Origin of the sequence: Xanthomonas vesicatoria ATCC 35937 (assembly GCF_001908725.1) — a bacterium.
Taxonomy (GTDB): Bacteria; Pseudomonadota; Gammaproteobacteria; order Xanthomonadales; family Xanthomonadaceae; genus Xanthomonas; species Xanthomonas vesicatoria.
Genome location: NZ_CP018725.1, coordinates 3,285,912 through 3,305,790, shown reverse-complemented (window position 1 = coordinate 3,305,790; position 19,879 = coordinate 3,285,912). Strand labels below are relative to the sequence as shown.

The following is a 19,879-nucleotide window of genomic DNA, read 5'->3' as shown; positions in this document are numbered from 1 at the left end:
CACCCTCGGTGATAGGACGAGGGGTGTACCGTAAGCTGCCAAAGCCGTACTTTCGATATTCTAAAGTGCAAATTTCATTTGCGAGAGTCCAATGCTCGACCCGCTTGCCGAAGTTGTCTTGCTGCTCAGGCCAACCGCAGAGTTTTCCAAACTTGTCGTTGGCGCTGGTGCGTGGTCGGCGCACCGCTCCGATGCCCCAGGCCCGTTTTATTGCGCGGTCATCGAAGGGGCGTGCCGGTTGGCGCTTGAAGATGGGCAGGCCTACGTTCTCCAAGCCGGCGATTTTGTGCTGGCGCCCGCCATGCTCGCCGTCACGCTCTCTAGCCTGCAGGCCTCGGCCGGGCAAGCGCATACGGTGCCCACCGACATGGGCGACGGCACGTTCCGCATCGGCGTCATGGACGGACCTGCGAATCTTCGCATCGTGATTGGGCACTGCAGATTCGGCTCGCCCGATGCCGCGCTCCTGGTCTCGCTGCTGCCACACCTGGTGCATGTGCGCGGCGAGCCGCGACTCACCACGCTGGTGCATCTGGTTGGCGAAGAAGCACGCGCACACCGACCTGCACGCGAGCCGGTGCTTGCACGCCTGCTGGAAGTCCTGTTGATCGAAGCATTACGCTCACTGACAGCCGGCGATACGACACCAGGCCTGGTGCGCGCGCTCTCCGATGCGCGCTTGGCCGCGGCAGTGCGCGCGATGCACGGTGCACCGGCGCATGCGTGGACAATCGACGCGTTGGCCAAAGAAGCGGCACTATCGAGGTCATCGTTTTTTACGCGTTTCCATCGCGCGATGGGCGTGGCACCGATGGAATATCTGCTGGCATGGCGCATGGCGCTGGCCAAGACGCTTCTGTCAGAGCGAGGGCTTGGCGTCGCGCAGGCAGCGCAACAGGTAGGCTACGGCTCGGCCAGCAGTTTCAGCGTTGCATTTACGCGCCACACTGGCAGCCCACCATCACAGTACGCGCGCACTGCAGTTCCGTAAACGCGTTGTAACGGCATCCAGCGGCTTCAGGCCGAGCGCCCGCAACTGCAAGCAAATGCGCTCACGCTGGCGCATCGATGCGTGACGACTTCTGCGCCTGGGCGAACTCCTGCAAGAAGCCCCGCTTTGGCAAGGGCCGGGCTTTATCAGTTTCACTTTCGACGTCATTCGCCTTGACTGCCCAATTGAACTGCGCCTGCCGTTACTGGACGCCCGAGCCACCCAAGTAGCTCGCTGTGTCAGCACACTGGATATGTCACATCGATCCAACGACCTTGCCCTAGCGAAACACCACCGTACGATGGCCGTTGAGCACGATGCGATGTTCGACATGACGGCGCACCGCGCGCGCAAGCACCAGCGATTCGGTGTCGCTGCCCAGGCGTACCAGGTCGCGTGGAGTCATGGCGTGGTCCACGCGGGCGACGTCCTGTTCGATGATCGGGCCTTCGTCCAGGTCTTCGGTGACGTAATGCGCGGTGGCACCGATGATCTTGACCCCGCGCGCGTGCGCCTGGTGGTACGGCTGCGCGCCCTTGAAGCTGGGCAGGAAGCTGTGATGGATATTGATCGCGCGCCCGGCCAACGCACGGCACAGGCCGGGCGAAAGAATCTGCATGTAACGCGCCAGCACCACCAGATCGATGCGCAGGTCGTCGATCAGCGCGAGCAGCTTCGCCTCCTGTTCGGCGCGTGTGTCTGCGGTCACCGGCAGATGATGGAAGTCGATGCCGTAGGAGGCGGCCAGCGGTGCGAAATCGGCATGGTTGGAGACCACTGCGGCGATCTCCACCGGCAGTTGCCGGCTATGCGTGCGGAACAATAGATCGTTGAGGCAATGCCCGTGCTTGCTCACCAGTACCAGCAGCCGCGCGCGGCGACGCGCATCGTGCAATTGCCAGTCCATCTGAAACGTATTGGCCAACACCGAAAACTGCTGCTCCAGGCTGGCGATATCGGTTGCCGGCGGTTTGTCGAAATGTACGCGCAAGAAGAAGCGGCCGCTTTCGTCGTCGCCGAATTGCTGGGCATCGAGAATGTTGCAGGCAAGATCGAATAGCAGCCCGGTCACGCGATACACGATACCGGTGCGGTCGGGGCAGGACAGCGTGAGAATGTAGTCGGAGCGCATCGGCGCAATGATAGCCAATGGATGACACCGCTGGCGCAGTGCTTGCGTCGGTAACTTTTATGCAGCGACACAGTGCACGCGTTGGGCTGGCTGCACTACCGCTATGCGCCGTGGCACGGCATTCGCCGTGCATACGGATCGCCGATCAACGCCTTGCAGATGGTGGGCTGGTGGCATGCATCGCCAACGCGATGCACATGCCCTCCCGATAAGGATCAACGCGGCGGCAGGCGCAGCATCAGCCGGCGATTGATCTCGTCCAGTTGCGCCATCGAGGTTTCCACCGAGGTTTCCATCGCTTCCTGGGTGGTGATGTGCGCACGCAGATGCGCGGGGTCTGAAAGTTCGCCGCGCACCAGGAACACGTTCTCGCCCACCTCGCCGAGGTGCCGGCTGAGCACGACGTAATCCACCTGATCGAAGCCATGCTGCTTGGCCAGCGGCAGCAGGCGCGCAGCCATGCGCACGCTGGCCTCGTCGGTGGGTTTGTTCAACTCGGCATCGAGCACGCCCACCGCTTCGCGGATCTGCGCAAACAGATAATGGTCCGGGTGCTCGGGGTGGTCCGGACCCACCGGGCCCTGGTTGACGACCGGTTCGGCGGTCATCGTATTCCACCGGCGCAGGTCATTGCGCGCGGTATGCGCTCGGTGGAACCGAGCGTGATATGCAGGTGTCGCATCGCATCCTCCCTGGAGCGGCGGCTGTCACGAACCGGCATTTTAGAAGGTCTGCTGCATGTTGAGGTGAGCAAGACGCATCGCACGTGGCTCTAAAGCGAAGCGCGCCACGCACTCGCGCCTCCAGGTGGCACTCAGGCCTGCCCTGCCCGCCGCGCCGATACTTCTGCCAACACCGCCCAGTCCGCGTTGCCGTCGCCGTGCGCGATGGCGTCGTCCAGGCTGACGCGCAGCAACTCGCCCAATGGCATCGGCACCTGTTTGTCGGCGCCGGCCTGGATGGCCAGGTCCACATCCTTGCGCCCCAGCGTGGCGGTGAAGCCGGCCGGTGTGTAGTTGCGCTGCATGATCAGCTTGCCGTAACCCTGGTACGCGGGTGCGGCGAACAAGGTGGTGGTGAGCATGCCCAGGAACTGGGTGGCGTCTACGCCGTGCCCGCGCGCCAGTGCGCTGGCCTCAGCCATGGCGCCGATGGCGCTGGCCAGGCAGAAATTGGCCGCCAGTTTCACCGCGTTGGCCTGCTCCGGCGTATCGCCGATGTGCCAGGTCTTTTGCCCCAGCACATCGAACATCGGCTGTACCCGCGCCAGTGCGGCCGCATCGCCGGCCGCCAGGATGTTGAGCTTGCCGGCCTCGGCCACGTCGACGCGGCCGAGCACCGGTGCGGCAACGTAGGCGATGCCGCGCTCTGCGTGCAGTGCGGTCAACTCGTGCGCCAACGCCACCGAGATGGTGGCCATGTTGACGTGCACGCTACCTGCCGGCAGTGCGTCCAACACGCCGCCATCCAGTACGGTCTGACGGACCGCGGTGTCGTCGGCCAGCATCGAGAACAGCAGCGGGCCGTGTGCGGCACCCACCGCCGTAGCCACCACCGTTGCCCCGGCATCACGCAAGGGTTGCGCGCGTTCTGGCGAACGGTTCCAGACGCTCACCTCGAAGCCGCCGCGCAGCAGGTTGTGCGCCATCGGCAGGCCCATCGTGCCCAAGCCCAGAAATCCTATCGGCATGCGTGTGCTTCCTCTTCGGTATGGCGTCGGTCGTGTGAATCAGCTGGCGAAGACGCCACGCGCATCGCGCGGCTCGCAGCGCAGGTATTGCGGGGCCGGCGTGACCGATGCACCCAGCGCGGCGGCGGCATGCCACGGCCAGCGGGGGTCGTACAGGATGCCGCGTGCCAGCGCGATTGCGTCGGCCTGGCCGTCCTGCAGGATCGCCTCGGCCTGCGCCGGCTCGGTGATCAGGCCCACCCCGATCACCGGCGTGGCGACCTGCGCCTTGATCTGCTGCGCAAACGGAATCTGATAGCCGGCTTGCACCGCAATCTGCTGGCGCGGATCCAGCCCACCGCTGGAGACATGGATGTAATGCGCGCCACGTGCATCCAGCGCCTTGGACAAGGCGATGCTCTGCTCCAGATCCCAGCCGCCGTCCACCCAATCGGTGGCCGAGATGCGCACGCCGACCGCGATGCGCTCAGACACCGCCGCACGTACCGCATCGAAGATGCGCAGCGTCAAGCGCATGCGATTTTCCAGCGAGCCGCCATACGCGTCGCTGCGCTGATTGCTCAGCGGCGACAGGAACTGATGCATCAGATAGCCATGCGCGGCATGCAGTTCGATCAGGTCCAGGCCCAGGCGTTCGGCGCGCGTTGCCGCGGTGACGAACGCGGCGACCACTGCATCGATACCGGCCTCGTCCAGCGCCTGCGGCGCCGGCTTGCCTGGCTGGAACGGCTGCGCCGAGGCAGACACGGTCTGCCAACCATGCGGATGATCGGCGGCGATGGCCTCGCCGCCCTTCCACGGCAAATCGGTCGAGGCCTTGCGGCCGGCATGCGCCAGCTGGATGCCAACCGGCATCGGCGACCAGCGCCGCACCGACTGCAGCACCTCATCGAGTGCCCGCTCGGTGGCGTCGTCGTACAAGCCAAGATCGGCGTAGCTGATGCGCCCTTCCGGCACCACCGCAGCCGCTTCGAGAATCAACAGGCCGGCGCCGGATTGCGACAGCGTGCCCAGGTGGATGCTGTGCCAGTCGCTGGCGCAGCCGTCCTGTGCGGAGTACTGGCACATTGGCGCGATGACGATGCGATTAGCGAGCGCGAGCGGGCCGAAGGCGATGGGAGTGAACAACTGGCTCAAGGCAACATCCAGGCACGAGGTGGGGGCGCCCATTGCACTGCGCCGCGCGCCGCCGCACAACCGCTGCGATGGATCACTGCGTCATGCAGAGCGCGCACTGTCGTACCTGGAAGGCCCGGTGTGCAGCGGGTCCGGCGGCGCATGCAGAAAGGCCAGCGCCTGCGCGCACGACTGCTCCACCTTCAGCGTGAGCAAGTCGTCGGCGCGGGTGCGCCCGAAGTTGAGCGCGGCGATCGGCAAGCCGTTGCGCGCGGCCGTCTGTACGAAGCGAAAGCCCGAATACACCATCAGCGACGAACCCACCACCAACACCGCATCGGCGGCCTGCAAATGCGCGAAGGCACGCTCCACCCGCTCGCGCGGCACGTTCTCGCCGAAGAACACCACATCCGGCTTGAGCACGCCGCCACACACCGGGCACGGCGGCACCACGAAGGTCTCGAAGGCGACATCGTCCAGATCCGCGTCGCCATCGGGTGCCTGCGCCGCGTCCAGCGCAGCCCAGCCGGGGTTGTCCCGCTCCAGCAGCAGCTGGAACTCGGTCCGCGGCATGCGTCGCTCGCAACCCATGCAACGCACCACATCGAGCCGGCCGTGCAGATCGATCACCGCCTGACTGCCAGCGGCCTGATGCAGGCGGTCTACGTTCTGGGTGAGCAACACTTCCAGTTGCCCGCGCGCTTCCAACGCGGCCAATGCGTAATGGGTGGCATTGGGTTGCGCCAGCCCGAAGCGCGGCCAGCCAACCAGGCTGCGCGCCCAGTAGCGCTGACGCGTGGCCAGCTCTCCCATGAAGGCCTGAAACGTCACCGGTTGCGGACGCTTCCAGCCGCCCTGCAGATCGCGGTAATCGGGAATGCCCGAATCGGTGCTGCAACCAGCGCCGGTGAGCACAAACAGGCGCTGGTGGCGCTCGATGAAGTCCTGCACCGTGCTGCCGTCTTGAACCATTTCGGTATTCATCGTGCAACTCCGGTGGAAGCGAGATAACTGTGCAGCAACACCACCAGTTGCGCTTGTAGCGGTGCAACCCGCGCAGCTGGCGCACCATCTTCCAGCAGGCTTCTCAGCGGCCCGATAATGGCGGCCATGCCGATCTCGGCCACTGCCTGGCAATCGTCGAACTGCACATCTGCCGCAGTAGCGAGCGCGGCTGCAAATGCCTGCTGCGAGCGCTTGCGCGCCTGCGATCCCAGTGCCGTACCACCATGCAGTTCGGAGATGGCATACAACGCGCGCGAGACATCCACGTGCTGCAACTTGGCATGTACGAACGCACGCACCAACGCCTCGCACTGCTCGGCGAGCGGACGTCCGTGCTGTTGCGCGCAGGCCTGCTCCACCGCATGGACCACCGTCTGCAAATACCAGTCCAGCACTGCGATCAACATGGCCTGACGGTTCGGGTAGTACTGATACACGCTGCCCACCGAGACACCGGCACGCTCGGCCACCCGCGTGGTGGTGCAACCATGCAGTCCTTCGGCCACCAAAACCTGAATGCTGGCCTGGCGAATGACCTCCACGGTGGCGCGTGAACGCGCTTGTTGCGGGGATTTACGCGTTTTTTGCAGTGGCAAGGAGGTGCTCACGAATGCGAATGTACACACTGACGGATGACCCCTAGTCTGGGGTGACTTCTTCGCGATTCCAAGGAACGCCTGCATGTCCGCTTCCGCACCGGTTGCATTGATCACTGGCGCCAACAAAGGCATTGGCCTGGCGCTGGTCGCCCACCTGGCCGACGCCGGCTGGACCGTCTACCTGGGCAGCCGCGACCCGGTACGTGGCGAGGCCGCACGCAGCAAGCTGCGCAATCCAGACAACGTACATGTGGTGCCGTTGGATATCACCGACACCGACAGCATCGCCGCTGCGGTGGCACAGCTGCAGGCAGCCGGCACCGCGCTCGATGTGTTGGTCAACAATGCGGCAGTGATTGTCGATGACGGTACGCCGGTCACCGCGACGCTGGACAACCTGCGCGCCACCTACGAGGTCAATCTGTTCGGCCAGGTCGCCGTCACCCAGGCACTGTTGCCAGTGCTACGCGCCGGCACGCTCAAACGCATCGTCAATGTCTCCAGCGATCTGGGTTCGTTGTCGCTGCAGGGCGACCCCGGTTATCGCTATCACGCGGTCAACGTGCTGGGCTATTGCTCGTCCAAGACCGCGCTCAACGCCTTCACCGTGTTGCTGGCAAAGGAATTGCGCAACGAAGGCTTTGCGGTGAATGCAGTCAATCCCGGTTACACCGCGACCGATCTCAACGGACACACCGGCTCAGGCAGCGTGGAGCAAGCGGCCGCCACGGTCGCGCATGTGGCGATGTCCGAATTGGGCACCGGCGGCTATTACACCGAAGGTGGGCGATTGGCGTGGTGATGCGGCGCTGAGTCCACCCATCCGGGCGCGAAGATAACCATTGTCGCGCCCGCTTTGAACTATGCAACATGTCACATATTCATGCACCGGATTGCATAAATTGCGTGATCTGGCGCACACGCAACACCGTGGAAACATGACGCCACGACAGTGGGCCCCTCCCCCGCTGACCCACTCCCGCCATGCCCTACACCCACACCCGGACCCTCTCCGGAGTGCGCCGTGCCGTGTCGCGTCGTCCGCTCGCCGTCGTTCTTGCACTGACTCTGGCGACTCCCGCCTTTGCGCAAGAAGCCGCACCCTCCACGCCTGCAACACGCAAGAGCGAGGACGGCATCTTCTCGCTGGACCGCATGATCGTCACCGGTGCCGGCCAGGCCCAGAATCAATTCGATGCCTCGTATGCGATCACCGCACTGACCGCCGAGCAGATCGACAAGCTGGCCCCGCTCAATCTCGCCAGCCTCATCGGTTCGATGCCCGGCATCTATGCCGAATCCACCGGCGGCGAAGTGCAGAACGTCTACCGCATCCGCGGTATTCCTGACGAAGGTTCGTTTGCGGTGATCCAGGAAGACGGCATCAGCCCCTACCCGGACAACAACGGCTACTTCTACAAGACCGAAGGCCTGGTACGCCCGGACCTGATGGTTGAATCGGTGGAAACCGTGCGCGGCGGGCCCTCGCCGATCTTTGCCTCCAATGCCGCAGCCATCGTCAATTTCGTCACCCGCCAGGGCGGCGACACGCCCGAAGGCGCGGTGCGCACCACCGTCGGCGACACCGGGCTGTACCGGCTCGATGGCTATTGGTCGGGCAAGCTGGCCGACGGCTGGTATCTGGCGGCCGGCGGCTTCGTACGCCGCAACGACGGCTACCGCGATGTGGGTTTTCCGGCCGACGAGGGCGGGCAGTTCCGCATCAACCTCACGCACACGCTGGAGCACGGCAAGCTGACTTTCACCGCCAAGCATCTGGACGACAAGAACGCGTTCTACATGCCGATCCCGCTGTACGACCCGCGCAACACCTCGCGCTCGCTGGACCCGCTGATCGACCGCTTCACCGGCACCTTGAGCACCGCGCAACTGGAGCGCGCCAGCATCGTGTCCAGCGATGCCAACGGCGCGCCGCAACGCGAGCGACGCGACCTGTCCGACGGCCGCCACATGAAGTTCAACCATCTGGGCGCCAACCTGGACCTGGCGTTCGATAACGGCTGGAGCCTGTCCAACAAGGCCATTGTCAATCGCCTGGACATGACCTTCGACGCGCTGTATTCCAGCAATGCGCCGCAGGATGCAAACACGTATGCCAACAGCCGCCGCGCCGCCGCCAGCGCTGCATTTCCCGGCCTCACCTCGCTGGGCTACGTCTACACCGACGATGGCAGCCGCTTCGATCCAGCCAGCACCGACGGCCTGGTGATTCAAGGCCAGTACCGCGCGATGAATGTGCGCGCCGATTCGTTCGCCGACGACCTGCGCCTGCATCGCCGCTTCGATTGGGGCGGCGACAGCCACGACATCACGCTGGGCGTGTACGGCGCCTATTACGCGCGCTCCTACAACTCGCGTTACCAGAGCTATCTGTTCGAGATGCGGCAGAACCCGCGCACCATCGACCTGCTCGGCTACGACGCGGCCGGCAACGTGGTCGGCGGCGTCACCAAGGACGGCGTGGTGATCTACGGCGCCGACCGCACCCAGGGCAAGGCCTACACCAGCATGCTGGCGCCCTACATCGCCGACACCTGGCAGGTGACCGACAAGCTGCGCCTGGAAGGCGGCGTGCGCTACGAGCGTTATCGCTATCGCGCCTGGAGCATGCTGCGCACCACCGGCAACCTGGGCATGGCCGACACCCTGGCCGACGATGCCGCGCGCCTGTTCACCGGTGCCCGCGCGCAGACGGCGCTGGACGTGGGCGTGACCAACTGGACTGCGGGCTTCAACTACGACATCAACCCGACGGTCGGCATCTACGGCCGCGCCTCGCGTGCGCACCGCGCGCCCAGCGAGGGCGCCAACGAAGGCAACGTCAACATCCCCACCGCCGACCAGTTCGAACTCGGCACCAAGCTCAACTTCGACACGCTGGACGTATTCGCCACCGCCTTCTATACCAAGTACGACCCGTACAACATCGGCACCAGCGCGGTGAACCCGCAGACCGGCGCGGCCGAATCCAAGGACTACCGCGGCAGCGTCACCAACCCCGGTATCGAGCTGGCGGCAGTGTGGACGCCGGCGCAGTGGCTGCGCTTCGACGCCAATCTGACCTACAACGACACCCAGGTGTCCGATCTGACCGAGGTGGTGGCCAATGGTGCGGTGGCGGTGGTCGATGTGGACGGCAACATGCCCAACCGGCAGCCCAAGCTCTATGGCAATGCGGGGCCAACGGTGTGCTTCACCACCGGCGCGTTCGATTGGGAAACCTCGCTGCGCTACGCCTATGTGGGCAAGCGCTACGCCGACCTGGAGAACACCACCGTGCTGGCCGCCTACGACACCTTGGCGGCCAACATCCTGGTGCGCAACGGGCCGTGGGACGTGCAGCTGTCGGTGGACAACCTGACCAACACCTTTGCATTGACCGAAGGCAACCCGCGCACCGACACCATCTCCGGCCAGGGCACGCGTGAGCCGATCTACGGCCGCCCGATCTACGAGCGCAACTCGCGGCTGGTGGTGACGTACCACTTTTGAGTGCGCTGACGTTGATGGTTGCATCGTTCGATGCCGGCACTCCACTTTCTCGATGCATCGCCTGCAGCGCGCCCGACGCGCTGCAGGCCACAAGGACCACCATGACACCTTCCCGTCTTGCCTTTGCGCTGCTGTTTGCAGCAGCGACGTGCTCCGGCAACGCCGCCGCCTGGGGCCACCGCGCGCATGCCGCCATCGACACCGCCGCCGTGCAGGCGCTGCCCGACGACGGCCCGGTCTTCCTCAAGCGGTACGCGCAGGTGATTGCCGACGGCGCCACCCTGCCGGACGGCTGGCGCAGCGAAAGCGAGCCGTTTCTCAAGATCGAAGAAGGCCCTAACCACGGTTGGTTCCGCGAGCAGTTCGCCTTCATGCAGCACCCGCCACGCTCGCGTTACGCCTTCGTGCTGGCGCTGTACGACGAACAACGGCGCATCGCCCAACGCGACCCGCAACTGGCGCAGCGCATGAACGTACGCTGGGCCGGCACCTTGCCGTACGCAGCCACCGAAGGCTACGAACGCGTCGTGGCGACCATGCGGCAACTCCGCACGCTGCGCGCCAAGGGACAGGACACCGGCGAGCTCGAACGCACCTGCGCGTTCTACGTCAGCTGGTTTGCGCACTACATCGGCGATGGCGCGCAGCCGCAGCACGACAGCATCCACCACGACGGCTGGCAGGGGCCGAACCCGAACGGCTACAGCACCGACCCGAAGGTGCACGGCAAGTTCGAGAGCGATTACGTCGAGAAGATTGCGCTGACCCCGCAGGACCTGCTGCGCCACATGTCGGCCCTGGCGCATCAGGATGGCGATGTGTTCGAGCAGATCCTGGACTTTCTCGCCATCGGCACCGGCCGCGTCGAGCAGGTCTACCGCCTGGAAAAAGCCGGCGCCTTCGACGATGCGTCCAATCCCGATGGACGCGCGATGGTCTATCGCACCGCCGGCGATGGCGCGGCGATGCTGCGCAACCTGCTGGTGCGCGCCTGGCGCGAAAGCGCGCTGCAACCAGAAAATTCCACGCGGCCGCGCAGCATGGACCCGAGCCATCCGCAGTACGACCCGGCGACCGGATCCGCACCCGCCGGCAGGTCGCCAACGGCGTAACTACCGATGGCGAGATTCCTCTGTCGCCATCGGCATGCCGGGGTGCGCGTCGGCCAGCCGGCGCTGCGCGTCTCGGGTGCGTCTGCAGTTGATTGAACGCGAGATCGAATCTGGTCGATCGGCCTCACTCGCCGCGCGCAGGATGCGGCGCAAACCGGCCGTACGGGCGTGCATCGTCGGCACGTTGGCGCAACACATGTGCGGCGGCAAACGCCAGCGCCAGCAGGGTCAGGCACATACCCACCAAGCCGGCCCAACCGCCATGCTGCCAGAACCAGCCGCCAAGCGCGCCGATCACGCTGGAGCCGGCGTAATAGGCCAGCAGATACAGCGAGGCGGCATGACTGCGGTGCGCGCCGCCAAGCCGGCTCACCCACGCGCTGGCCGCCGAATGCGCGATGAAAAAGCCGATCGTCAGCAATACGATGCCAGCCACCACCAGCGCCAGCACATGCGCCAGGGTCAATGCCACGCCGAGGATGCATAGCACGATGCCGGTGCTGACCACCGGGCCGCGCCCGAAGCGATCCGACGTCGCCCCTGCCACCGACGAGCTGACGATGCCGAACACATAGGCGCTGAAGATCATGCCGATCTGGCTCTGGCTCAAGCCGAATTCCGGCCCGCCCAGCCGAAAGCCGGCATAGTTGTAGAGGCTGACGAACACGCCCATCAACAGGAACGGCAACGCGAACAACCACGGCAGGTTACGGTCGCGCAGATGGCCGGCCCAGGCATGCAGGTGGAACTGCAGATTGACCCCATGCCGGCGCACGAAATGGCGCGACGGCGGCAGCAGCCACACGAATGCCACGGCACACAGCAGGTCGAACCCGCTCAACAGCGCCAATGCGGTGCGCCAATCGGTGTGATCGGTCAGCACGCTCATCATGATGCGTCCGCTCATACCGCCGAATGCGTTGCCGGCCACATACAGGCCGGTGGCCGCGCCAAGCTTGTTGGCCGGCAGCTCTTCGCCCAGGTACACCATCGCCACCGCCGGCACCCCGCCCAACGCGATGCCGGACAGGGTGCGCACCACCACCAGCGCGCCCCAGTGCGGCAGAAACGCCGCGACGAGATTGAGCACCGCGGCCAGCGCGATGGAAGCGAACATCAACCCGCGTCGACCCAGGTTTTCCGAGACCGCACCGGCGCAGAAGATCGCCACGGCCAGCCCGCCGGTGGCCAGCGACAGCGGTAGCGAGGCAACCGCTGCATCCACGCCAAAGGCACGTGCGAACTCCGGCAGTGCCGGCTGCACGCTGTACAGCAGCGAAAAGGTGGCAAAGCCGGCCAGGAACAAGGCCAGGCGAATGCGGCCGGCCGCCGGCATGTCAGCGGACAGCGTGGCGACGGGCACAACGCCCGGGCGGCAATCGGAGGAAGACACAGGGGCGCAACCGAGACGTGGGACGGCGAGTATTCCCCCCGGCCCACCCCCTGTCCAATATATGATGGTCGCAGCATCCATATGCGAAACAGATACCTTGGAACTTCGCCACCTGCGCTACTTCCTGGCGGTTGCCGAGGAGGGCAACTTCACCCGCGCCGCCGCGCGCGTCGGCATCGGCCAGCCGCCGTTGAGCCAGCAGATCCAGGCGCTGGAGCGCACGCTGGGCACGCCGTTGTTCCGGCGCACCCACAGCGGCGCCGAGCTGACCCCAGCCGGCGAGGCCTTCCTGGTCGAGGTGCGCCGCGTGCTCGCCGACGTGGAGCGCGCCGCGGAAACCGCACGGCGGGTGGCGCGTGGCGAATCCGGCCGGCTGCGCCTGGGCTTCACCGCCTCGGCCGCGTTCAACCCGGTGGTGCCGCACCTGATCCGCGACTTTCGCCGGCAATGGCCGCAGGTCGAGCTGTTGCTGGAAGAAACCAATACCGCCGGACTGCTGCTGGCCCTGGCCGATGGCCGTCTGGATGCGGCCTTCGTGCGCTACGGCCTGAGCACGCCGCCCGACCTGCAACTGCTGCGCTTTGCCGACGAACCGATGAAGATCGCCGTGCCCACCGCGCATCGCCTGGCCGCCCACAACAGCGCGCCGCTGGCGGCGCTGGCGGGCGAGCCGTTCATCCTGTTCCCGCGCAGCTTCGGTTCCAGCCTGTACGACGAGATCCTCGCCGCCTGCCGGCAATCCGGCGTGACCTTGCGCATCACCCAGGAGGCACCGCAGATGTCGTCCATCGTCAATCTGGTCGCCGCCGAACTGGGCGTATCGGTGGTGCCGGCGTCCACCGCGCAGCTGCAGTTACCCGGCGTGCGCTACCTGGATATCGAAGGCCAGATGCCGCTGGCCAGGCTGGCCCTGGCGGTATCGCCGGGCGCCCTGGATACCGCACCGCTGGTGCGGCATCTGTGGGCGCTGGCAGAACTGCTTTGAGCGATGGCCTGGGGCGCACCTTGCGTCAGCCTGGGGAGCGAGGATCAAGGTCGTGCTCGAAGAAACGTGACGGCTCCTGGCCTGTGCCTGACGTCAACTGCAACAGATCACCTTCAGGCCTGGTCAGCTTCACCCTCGGACACGGGATTCATCTGAGTAAGGTGACAAGCAATGCCGGGCGTATTGAATCAAAGCCTCCGGGATCCTTATTTTGAAACATCCGCTTAAGCGTATCCGCCTGCATTTGCATGAGTTCCAGCTCCTTTTCCCATCTTTCGAAGTTCGGATCGGCAGCGACGTTGGGATCCATCGCGCGAATCAACTCCCTTTGAATCTCCTCCAGGCGTGGCTTCTTTTCTTCAAATTTACGTGCCAGCTCCGCATCTCCTCTCTGCAACAAGGAATTTTGCAGTTCCCCCCAGCGACCGATAAGCAAGGTTGCGTCCTCACTCAGCTCGCCCAGCCGTTCACGTTCCTTTTGCCGCATCCGCTCCACCCGCTCTCTGGGCGTGGGTATGGCTGCAGCAGACGGGCTGGATCGCCTAGATGCGGGGGGCCGACGCAATGCTACGAGCCGGTGATCCGCCGCTACGCTCCCGCCGCTACTAGAGGACACGATCGAGCTGCCGCCAGGAATCTCCAGTGGCGGGGGTGTATGTGCTGAAGAGGCACGCTTTATGGAATTTCCCATCTCAATTCTCCGCAATGACTTTGAGAAAAATAGATGATTTCCGGCGACCCTCGTATTCCGCCGTGGAAGACGCGTTTACACGAGCGAACCCACCACACCCCTTGCGTCCCGGCATTTTCGTCCATCGGCGTTGCGCTCCATCTTGCTTGGAGCGGTCGCCGGAGAACCTTTCACATTGCGCAATCGGGCTCGATCACCCGTCTGGATTGGGCGCCGAGGCCTCGTGCATCGACCAGGTGCATAGCGATTAAAGCGTTTCTGATCGCTGCGGCTTGGAATCCGGGCGTGATCATGTCTGGCCCATCGAATGCTTGACCTCAACTGCGATTGAGATTGTTCAATGCAGGCCTCTCCCATCGATCTGAGTGCCATGCATCTACGTCATCTCTTGCTGCCCTGCCTGGACCCCGCACTGACCCGGCGTTTTTATCGCGATGTGCTGCAGCTTCCGTTGCAGGGTAATATCGTGCACATCGGCTGGACCACGCTGGACTGCGTGCAGGCACAGCATCCGGTCGGCAGTGTGCACCTGGCCTTCAATGTCGCGCCGGCGCGCTTCGAGGCCGCAGCACAATGGATCGGTGCGCGCACCACGCTACTTGCCGATCCGCAAGGCCGCCAACGGTTTGCGCTGGAGGGGGTATGGCAATCGCAATCGGTGTATTTTGCAGGTCCCGATGGTGCGGTGCTGGAGCTGATCGCGCGCGATGCGCTGCAGGATGTCGCCACCGGCGAAGGCGAGTTCCACGGCGAGGAATTGCTGTGTCTGAGCGAGATCGGCTTGCCCAGCAATCACGTCGCCGCGGTGACCAGCAGCGTGGCCCATCATTTTGGCGTGAAGCCGTTTGCGCCGGCCGTGGAAGGCTTTGTCGCGCTCGGCGACGATCAAGGCTTGTTGATCGTGGTGGATCAGCGCCGGCGTTGGTTCCCGCAACAACGCCAGCTGCCGTGGGCCGACGGCTTGCGCATCAGCGTGGACGCACCACAACCCGGCTTGCGCCTGCGCGATGCGCAGGGCTGGGAATTGCTGGCCGCGTGAGCCCACGGCTCATGCAGCGGCGGCAGGTGCCGGCAACCGGAAAAACGCACGCGCTGCAGCGGTGCTGTTGGCCGCGGTCAGCGCAACCGCTTCGCCACGATCGCGCGCCAGTTCTTCCACGATATGCGACAGGAACATCGGCTCGTTGCGGCGGTCCTTGGGCATCGGCTTGAGCGTGCGCGGCAGCAGGTAGGGCGCATCGGTTTCGATCATCAACCGGTTGGCCGGGATATTGCGCACCAGCTCGCGCAGATGCGCGCCGCGGCGTTCGTCGCACAACCAGCCGGTGATGCCGATGTAGTAGTCGCGGTCCAGATAGGCGAACAGTTCTTCGCGCGTGCCGGTGAAGCAATGCACCACGGCCGCACCCAGCTTGCCGTCGAAGCTGCGCATGATGGACAGGAAGTCCTCGTGCGCATCGCGCTGATGCAGGAACAGCGGCTTGCCATTGTCGGCGGCCAGTTGCAGCTGACGCTCGAAGGCTTTGTGCTGTGCCGGGCGCGGCGCAAAATCGCGGAAATAATCCAGCCCGCATTCGCCCACCGCCACCACCTGCGGATGCGCCTGCAAGGTGCGCATTTCGGCCTCGCATTCAGCGGTGAATTCCACGGCGTGATGCGGGTGTACGCCGGCGGTGGCGTACAGGAATCCGGGATGTTGCTGCGCCAGTTGCAAGGCCAACGGCGAATGCTCGCGGCTGGCGCCGGTGATCACCAGCTGCGCCACGCCCGCCTCGCGTGCGCGTTGCAGCACGGCGTCGCGGTCGCGATCAAAGGAATCATGGGTGAGGTTGGCGCCGATATCGATCAACTGCATGGTGCGGGTGTGGCCTGAAAGAGCAGATGCGATTGTACCGGGTGGACGTTGCCTCATCCGCCCTGCGGGCACCTTCTCCCGCACGCGGGAGAAGGAACACCCACTGCGGCAGCCGCGTGCGATCGGCGATATCTGCACGCGCATTGCAGTATCTGCACGCTATCGGCGTTACCTGTATGCACATTGCAGTGTCTGCTCGCAATCCGCGTCGCCTGCACGCGCATTGCAGCACCTGCGTGCCGTCTGCGGCGCGTTTACCGTATCGACCGGCAGCGACCGCGTGCTGCTTCCCTCTTCCGCCTGCGGGAGAGGGGTTGGGGGTGAGGGCCACTGATGGGTGAGGGCCGCTTGCGCAACACACTCAACCCACCACCGGCACCGCCATTGCATCGATCTTCGCCGCCAGCGCCTGGATCGCCAGCTGCGCCGAGCGCGAGAGCTGGCGTTGCGGGGCCACGCACAGCGCCAGCGTCATCGGCTTGGTCAGGTGCTGGCGAAACGGCACGAAGGCCAATCGCCCATCGGCCACGTCGGGCGCAGCATCCAGCCACGACATCAGCCCCACGCCGGCACCGGCGCGCACCAGGCCGCGCAAGGTGCGCACATCATTGCAATGGGTCAGTCGCTTCACGTCGATGTGCTGGCGCTGGTACAGCACCTTGGCGTGCTCGCCCACGATCAACGGCGCGGCCGGCAGCAGCAACCGGTGTTCCAGCGTCTCGCTCAGCTGTAGCTCGGTGCGGGTGCTCAACGGGTGGCCAACCGGCATCGCGATCCCCAACGGGATGTCGGCAAATGCGCGTACCTCCAGGTCCACGCTGCTCACCGGGTCCAGCAGCAGGCCGATGTCCACGTCGGCGGAAGTCACCATTTCCATCACCCGCTGGTTGCGCGCGGTGGACAGGTTGAAGGTGATGCCGGGGTATTCCTGCACCAGCGCGGCCACCGCCGCCGGCACCACACCTTCGCTGAGGGCGTCGATCATGGCGATCTCCACATGCCCCCGGCGCAGCCCCTTGAGCTCGTCGAAGCGCTCCAGCGTGCGCGCATAGGCCTTCTCCCAGCCGCGCACATCCACCAGCAGCAACTCGCCGGCGGCGGTCAGCCGCAGCCGGCCGGGCAGGCGCTCGAACAGCTGCGCGCCCAGTTCCTCCTCGACCTTGAGGATCTGCCGGTCGATCGCCGAGGCCGACACGTGCAACACCTCCGAGGCCTTGCGGATACTGCCGCAGCGGGCCACTTCAATGAAGTAACGGGTGAAGCGGGAGAAGGTCAGCATCGGGCGGGACTCGGTTGGCGTTGCATTTTTTGCAATGGCTTGGCGGAAAAACGATGTTTGATCACACACCCCCGGCTTCCTAGAGTCAATCCGGCACTGCTCCCGCCCTACGCCAGAGACCGCCCCATGGATGTCGCTGTCCCCGCCCTGCCCCTGCACTGCACCTTCGAGGCCGCCGACTGGCAGCGCCTGGCCCAGCATTGGCACGCGGTGGCGCTGAGCAGCGAGGTGGGGCAGGCACCGTTCAAGGCCACCCTGCTGGACGAGCCACTGGTGCTGTACCGGCTGGGCGAGGAACTGGTGGCCGCGCGCGATGTCTGCCCGCACCGCGGGGTACCGCTGAGCATGGGCACCGCCGATGGCGGCGGCGTGGTGTGCGCGTACCACGGCCTGCGCTTCGGCGCGGGCGGGCGTTGCAATCACATTCCGGCCAGTCCGACTCAGAACATCCCGGCCAAGATGCGACTGCACACCTACGCGGTGGCCGAGCGCTACGGCCTGATCTGGGTGTGCTTGGCCAAACCGGCCGATGTGAGCGAGGCCGAGGTGCAGATCCCGCCGATGCCGGGCTGGGACGAGGATGGCTTTCAGCAGATCGTGTGCCCGGCCTTCGACATCGGCGGCAGCGCCGCGCGGCAGCTGGAAGGCTTCATCGACGTGGCGCATTTTGCCTTCGTGCACACCGCCACGTTCGCCCAGCCGGACAAGCGCGAGGTGCCGGCCTACACCACCACCGAAACGCCCACCGGGTTCAACGCCGATTACCTCAGCAGCGTGGCCAACTATTCGGTGGACATGCCGCTGCCGGACGTGGACCCCAGCTTCCAGTGGCTGCGCCATTTCGAAGTGCATCTGCCGTTCACCGCCACCCTCACCATCCACTTCCCGGTGCCGGGCAAGCGGCTGGTGATCATGAATGCCGCAAGCCCGGTCTCCAAGCACAAGACCCGGCTGCTGGTGCCGATCGCGCGCAACTTCGACACCCATCTGCCGGTGGAAGACGTGCATGCCTTCAACCTGCGCGTGTTCGAGGAAGACCGCGCCATGGTCGAAGCGCAGCGCCCCGAATACCTGCCGCTGGACCCGCTGCTGGAGGTGCATATCCCGGCCGACCGCAGTTCGATCGCCTATCGCCGTGGCCTGCGCAACCAGGGCTATAGCGACTTCTTCCTGCGTTGACCGCCAAGGAGCGTGCCATGAGCCTGCACGAAGTGCGTGTCGCCGACGTCGTCGATCAAGGCCATCGCCAGCGCGCCATCCGGCTGGAACCGGTCGGCGCGCAATTGCCGGCCTTCGAGGCCGGCGCGCATGTGGACCTGCACCTGCCGGATGGGTTGATTCGCCAGTATTCGATCGCCAGCGCACCGCATGTGCGCGATCACTATTTGCTGTGCGTCAAATTGGCCGATGCCTCGCGCGGCGGCTCGCGGCACCTGTGCGAGCAGCTCAGCACCGGCGACCGCCTGCAGATTTCCAGCCCACGCAATCTGTTCCCGCTGCATCCGGGCGAACGGCATGTGCTGCTGGCCGCCGGCATCGGCATCACCCCGCTGCTGTCGATGGCCGAGGCACTGGAAGCGCGTGGCGAGCCGTTCGTCCTGCATTACTACGCGCGCCGGCATGCCGATGTGGCTTTCGTGCAGCGGTTGCAACAAGGCTTCACCCATGGGCAGGCGCACGTGCATCTGAGCGATGGCGGGCAAAGCCCGCGCGTGCATGTGCCCGACGCGCTCGTGCAGGCGGGTGCGCACGATCAGCTGTATCTGTGCGGGCCGGCCGCGTTCATGGACCACTTCACCCAACTTGCCAGGACGCATGGCTGGACAGCGGCGCAGCTGCATCGCGAACACTTCGCCGCGGCCGATACCGGCGGCGCGCATGACGCCGACAGCGCCTTCGAAGTGGAGCTGGCCGCCAGTGGGCGCGTGGTGCAGGTACCGGCCGATTGCAGTATCGCCAACGCCTTGTTGGATGCCGGCATCGAGGTGCCGCTGTCGTGCGAACAAGGCATGTGCGGCGCCTGCCTGACCGGCGTGGTCGCCGGGACGCCGGATCACCGCGACAGCGTGCTCAGCGACGCCGAACGCGCGGCCAATCGGCAGATCACCGTGTGCTGCTCGCGTAGCCGCTCACGGCGGCTGGTGCTGGACCTTTGAGCGCTACATGTGCGCACAGTGGCATCGCGCTGGCTGGTGACTGGGTTGCGTCCACCGATGGTACGCAGCGTGGCGCGCCATCCATCCCTGCATCGTCGCCGCTGTGTGCGCCGTTCGGTGCGCATGCAGGGCGGCAACGCATGATGTCCTGCATGCGCTCCCGCAGCACTGATCGGTGGCCTCCCGCGCGCAGTCGATTGCCACAGCGCAGGCGCACGAGGTGGGTGCAGGCAGCTACACCATCCTGCACTGCAAGGCGCTCCCTGCCTGGAGCGGAGATCGGAACGACGAGGCAGCCGCCAGGCGAACGTGGCCGGTGCTCGAAATCGGCATGTCCTACGCGTGCGCTGCGGATCCGGCGT

18 protein-coding genes are annotated in these 19,879 nt (G+C 65.4%); 8 read left to right on the top strand and 10 right to left on the bottom strand.

Going from position 1 to position 19,879, the window contains the following annotated elements:
* The first annotated feature begins 91 nt into the window (after positions 1-91).
* Positions 92-991 carry an AraC family transcriptional regulator gene (locus tag BJD12_RS14260; protein WP_005989150.1) on the top strand — a complete coding sequence of 300 codons (900 nt, stop codon included), beginning with the start codon at positions 92-94 and terminating at the stop codon, positions 989-991.
* Positions 992-1,271: 280 nt separating this feature from the next.
* Here BJD12_RS14260 and purU read toward each other — a convergent pair whose 3' ends face one another.
* The 6 genes from purU to BJD12_RS14230 form a co-directional block, all read right to left on the bottom strand.
* Positions 1,272-2,123 carry a formyltetrahydrofolate deformylase gene (gene purU, locus BJD12_RS14255; RefSeq protein ID WP_039421232.1) on the bottom strand — a complete coding sequence of 284 codons (852 nt, stop codon included), beginning with the start codon at positions 2,121-2,123 and terminating at the stop codon, positions 1,272-1,274.
* A gap of 215 nt (positions 2,124-2,338) precedes the next feature.
* Positions 2,339-2,731: an XVIPCD domain-containing protein gene (locus BJD12_RS14250; RefSeq protein WP_005989148.1), complete on the bottom strand. Its 393-nt coding sequence runs from the start codon at positions 2,729-2,731 to the stop codon at positions 2,339-2,341.
* A 206-nt stretch (positions 2,732-2,937) separates the two neighbouring features.
* Positions 2,938-3,813, bottom strand: a complete 876-nt coding sequence (locus BJD12_RS14245) for an NAD(P)-dependent oxidoreductase (RefSeq protein WP_039421228.1) — start codon at positions 3,811-3,813, stop codon at positions 2,938-2,940.
* Between the two features lie 39 nt (positions 3,814-3,852).
* Positions 3,853-4,983: an NADH:flavin oxidoreductase/NADH oxidase gene (locus BJD12_RS14240; protein WP_005989146.1), complete on the bottom strand. Its 1,131-nt coding sequence runs from the start codon at positions 4,981-4,983 to the stop codon at positions 3,853-3,855.
* A gap of 48 nt (positions 4,984-5,031) precedes the next feature.
* The gene (locus BJD12_RS14235) at positions 5,032-5,913 is read right to left on the bottom strand and encodes an NAD-dependent protein deacetylase (protein ID WP_005989145.1); all 882 of its coding nucleotides are present in this window, start codon (positions 5,911-5,913) and stop codon (positions 5,032-5,034) included.
* Positions 5,910-6,530 (bottom strand): TetR/AcrR family transcriptional regulator, encoded by a 621-nt coding sequence (locus BJD12_RS14230; RefSeq protein ID WP_005989144.1) that lies wholly within the window; start codon positions 6,528-6,530, stop codon positions 5,910-5,912. Before BJD12_RS14230 ends, BJD12_RS14235 begins: the two co-directional genes overlap by 4 nt.
* A gap of 85 nt (positions 6,531-6,615) precedes the next feature.
* On the opposite strand from BJD12_RS14230, the gene BJD12_RS14225 reads away from it, so the two are divergent.
* From BJD12_RS14225 to BJD12_RS14215, 3 genes are all read left to right on the top strand, one after another.
* On the top strand, positions 6,616-7,335 hold the full coding sequence (locus BJD12_RS14225) for an SDR family NAD(P)-dependent oxidoreductase (RefSeq protein WP_005989143.1): 720 nt from the start codon (positions 6,616-6,618) through the stop codon (positions 7,333-7,335).
* A gap of 227 nt (positions 7,336-7,562) precedes the next feature.
* Positions 7,563-10,046 carry a TonB-dependent receptor gene (locus tag BJD12_RS14220; protein WP_229000893.1) on the top strand — a complete coding sequence of 828 codons (2,484 nt, stop codon included), beginning with the start codon at positions 7,563-7,565 and terminating at the stop codon, positions 10,044-10,046.
* A 101-nt stretch (positions 10,047-10,147) separates the two neighbouring features.
* Positions 10,148-11,158, top strand: a complete 1,011-nt coding sequence (locus BJD12_RS14215) for a phospholipase C/P1 nuclease family protein (protein ID WP_042827671.1) — start codon at positions 10,148-10,150, stop codon at positions 11,156-11,158.
* Between the two features lie 124 nt (positions 11,159-11,282).
* Here BJD12_RS14215 and BJD12_RS14210 read toward each other — a convergent pair whose 3' ends face one another.
* Positions 11,283-12,551 carry an MFS transporter gene (locus BJD12_RS14210; protein ID WP_042827670.1) on the bottom strand — a complete coding sequence of 423 codons (1,269 nt, stop codon included), beginning with the start codon at positions 12,549-12,551 and terminating at the stop codon, positions 11,283-11,285.
* A 97-nt stretch (positions 12,552-12,648) separates the two neighbouring features.
* Here BJD12_RS14210 and BJD12_RS14205 point away from each other — a divergent pair, with 97 nt between their 5' ends.
* Complete coding sequence (locus BJD12_RS14205) at positions 12,649-13,536, top strand: LysR family transcriptional regulator (protein WP_042827669.1); 888 nt, start codon at positions 12,649-12,651, stop codon at positions 13,534-13,536.
* A 148-nt stretch (positions 13,537-13,684) separates the two neighbouring features.
* Here the strand turns inward: BJD12_RS14205 and BJD12_RS14200 are convergent, their stop codons facing one another.
* Positions 13,685-14,023: a hypothetical protein gene (locus BJD12_RS14200; protein ID WP_005989131.1), complete on the bottom strand. Its 339-nt coding sequence runs from the start codon at positions 14,021-14,023 to the stop codon at positions 13,685-13,687.
* Positions 14,024-14,597: 574 nt separating this feature from the next.
* Here BJD12_RS14200 and BJD12_RS14195 point away from each other — a divergent pair.
* Positions 14,598-15,266 carry a VOC family protein gene (locus BJD12_RS14195; protein WP_042827679.1) on the top strand — a complete coding sequence of 223 codons (669 nt, stop codon included), beginning with the start codon at positions 14,598-14,600 and terminating at the stop codon, positions 15,264-15,266.
* A gap of 9 nt (positions 15,267-15,275) precedes the next feature.
* On the opposite strand, the gene BJD12_RS14190 is transcribed toward BJD12_RS14195, so the two are convergent.
* Complete coding sequence (locus BJD12_RS14190) at positions 15,276-16,082, bottom strand: TatD family hydrolase (protein WP_005989127.1); 807 nt, start codon at positions 16,080-16,082, stop codon at positions 15,276-15,278.
* Between the two features lie 361 nt (positions 16,083-16,443).
* Positions 16,444-17,361 carry a LysR family transcriptional regulator gene (locus BJD12_RS14185; protein ID WP_005989125.1) on the bottom strand — a complete coding sequence of 306 codons (918 nt, stop codon included), beginning with the start codon at positions 17,359-17,361 and terminating at the stop codon, positions 16,444-16,446.
* Between the two features lie 126 nt (positions 17,362-17,487).
* Between BJD12_RS14185 and BJD12_RS14180 the strand changes: the two genes are divergently transcribed.
* Positions 17,488-18,540 carry an aromatic ring-hydroxylating oxygenase subunit alpha gene (locus BJD12_RS14180; protein WP_005989122.1) on the top strand — a complete coding sequence of 351 codons (1,053 nt, stop codon included), beginning with the start codon at positions 17,488-17,490 and terminating at the stop codon, positions 18,538-18,540.
* Positions 18,541-18,557: 17 nt separating this feature from the next.
* Positions 18,558-19,517, top strand: a complete 960-nt coding sequence (locus BJD12_RS14175; protein ID WP_042827678.1) for a PDR/VanB family oxidoreductase — start codon at positions 18,558-18,560, stop codon at positions 19,515-19,517.
* The last annotated feature ends 362 nt before the right edge of the window (positions 19,518-19,879 follow it).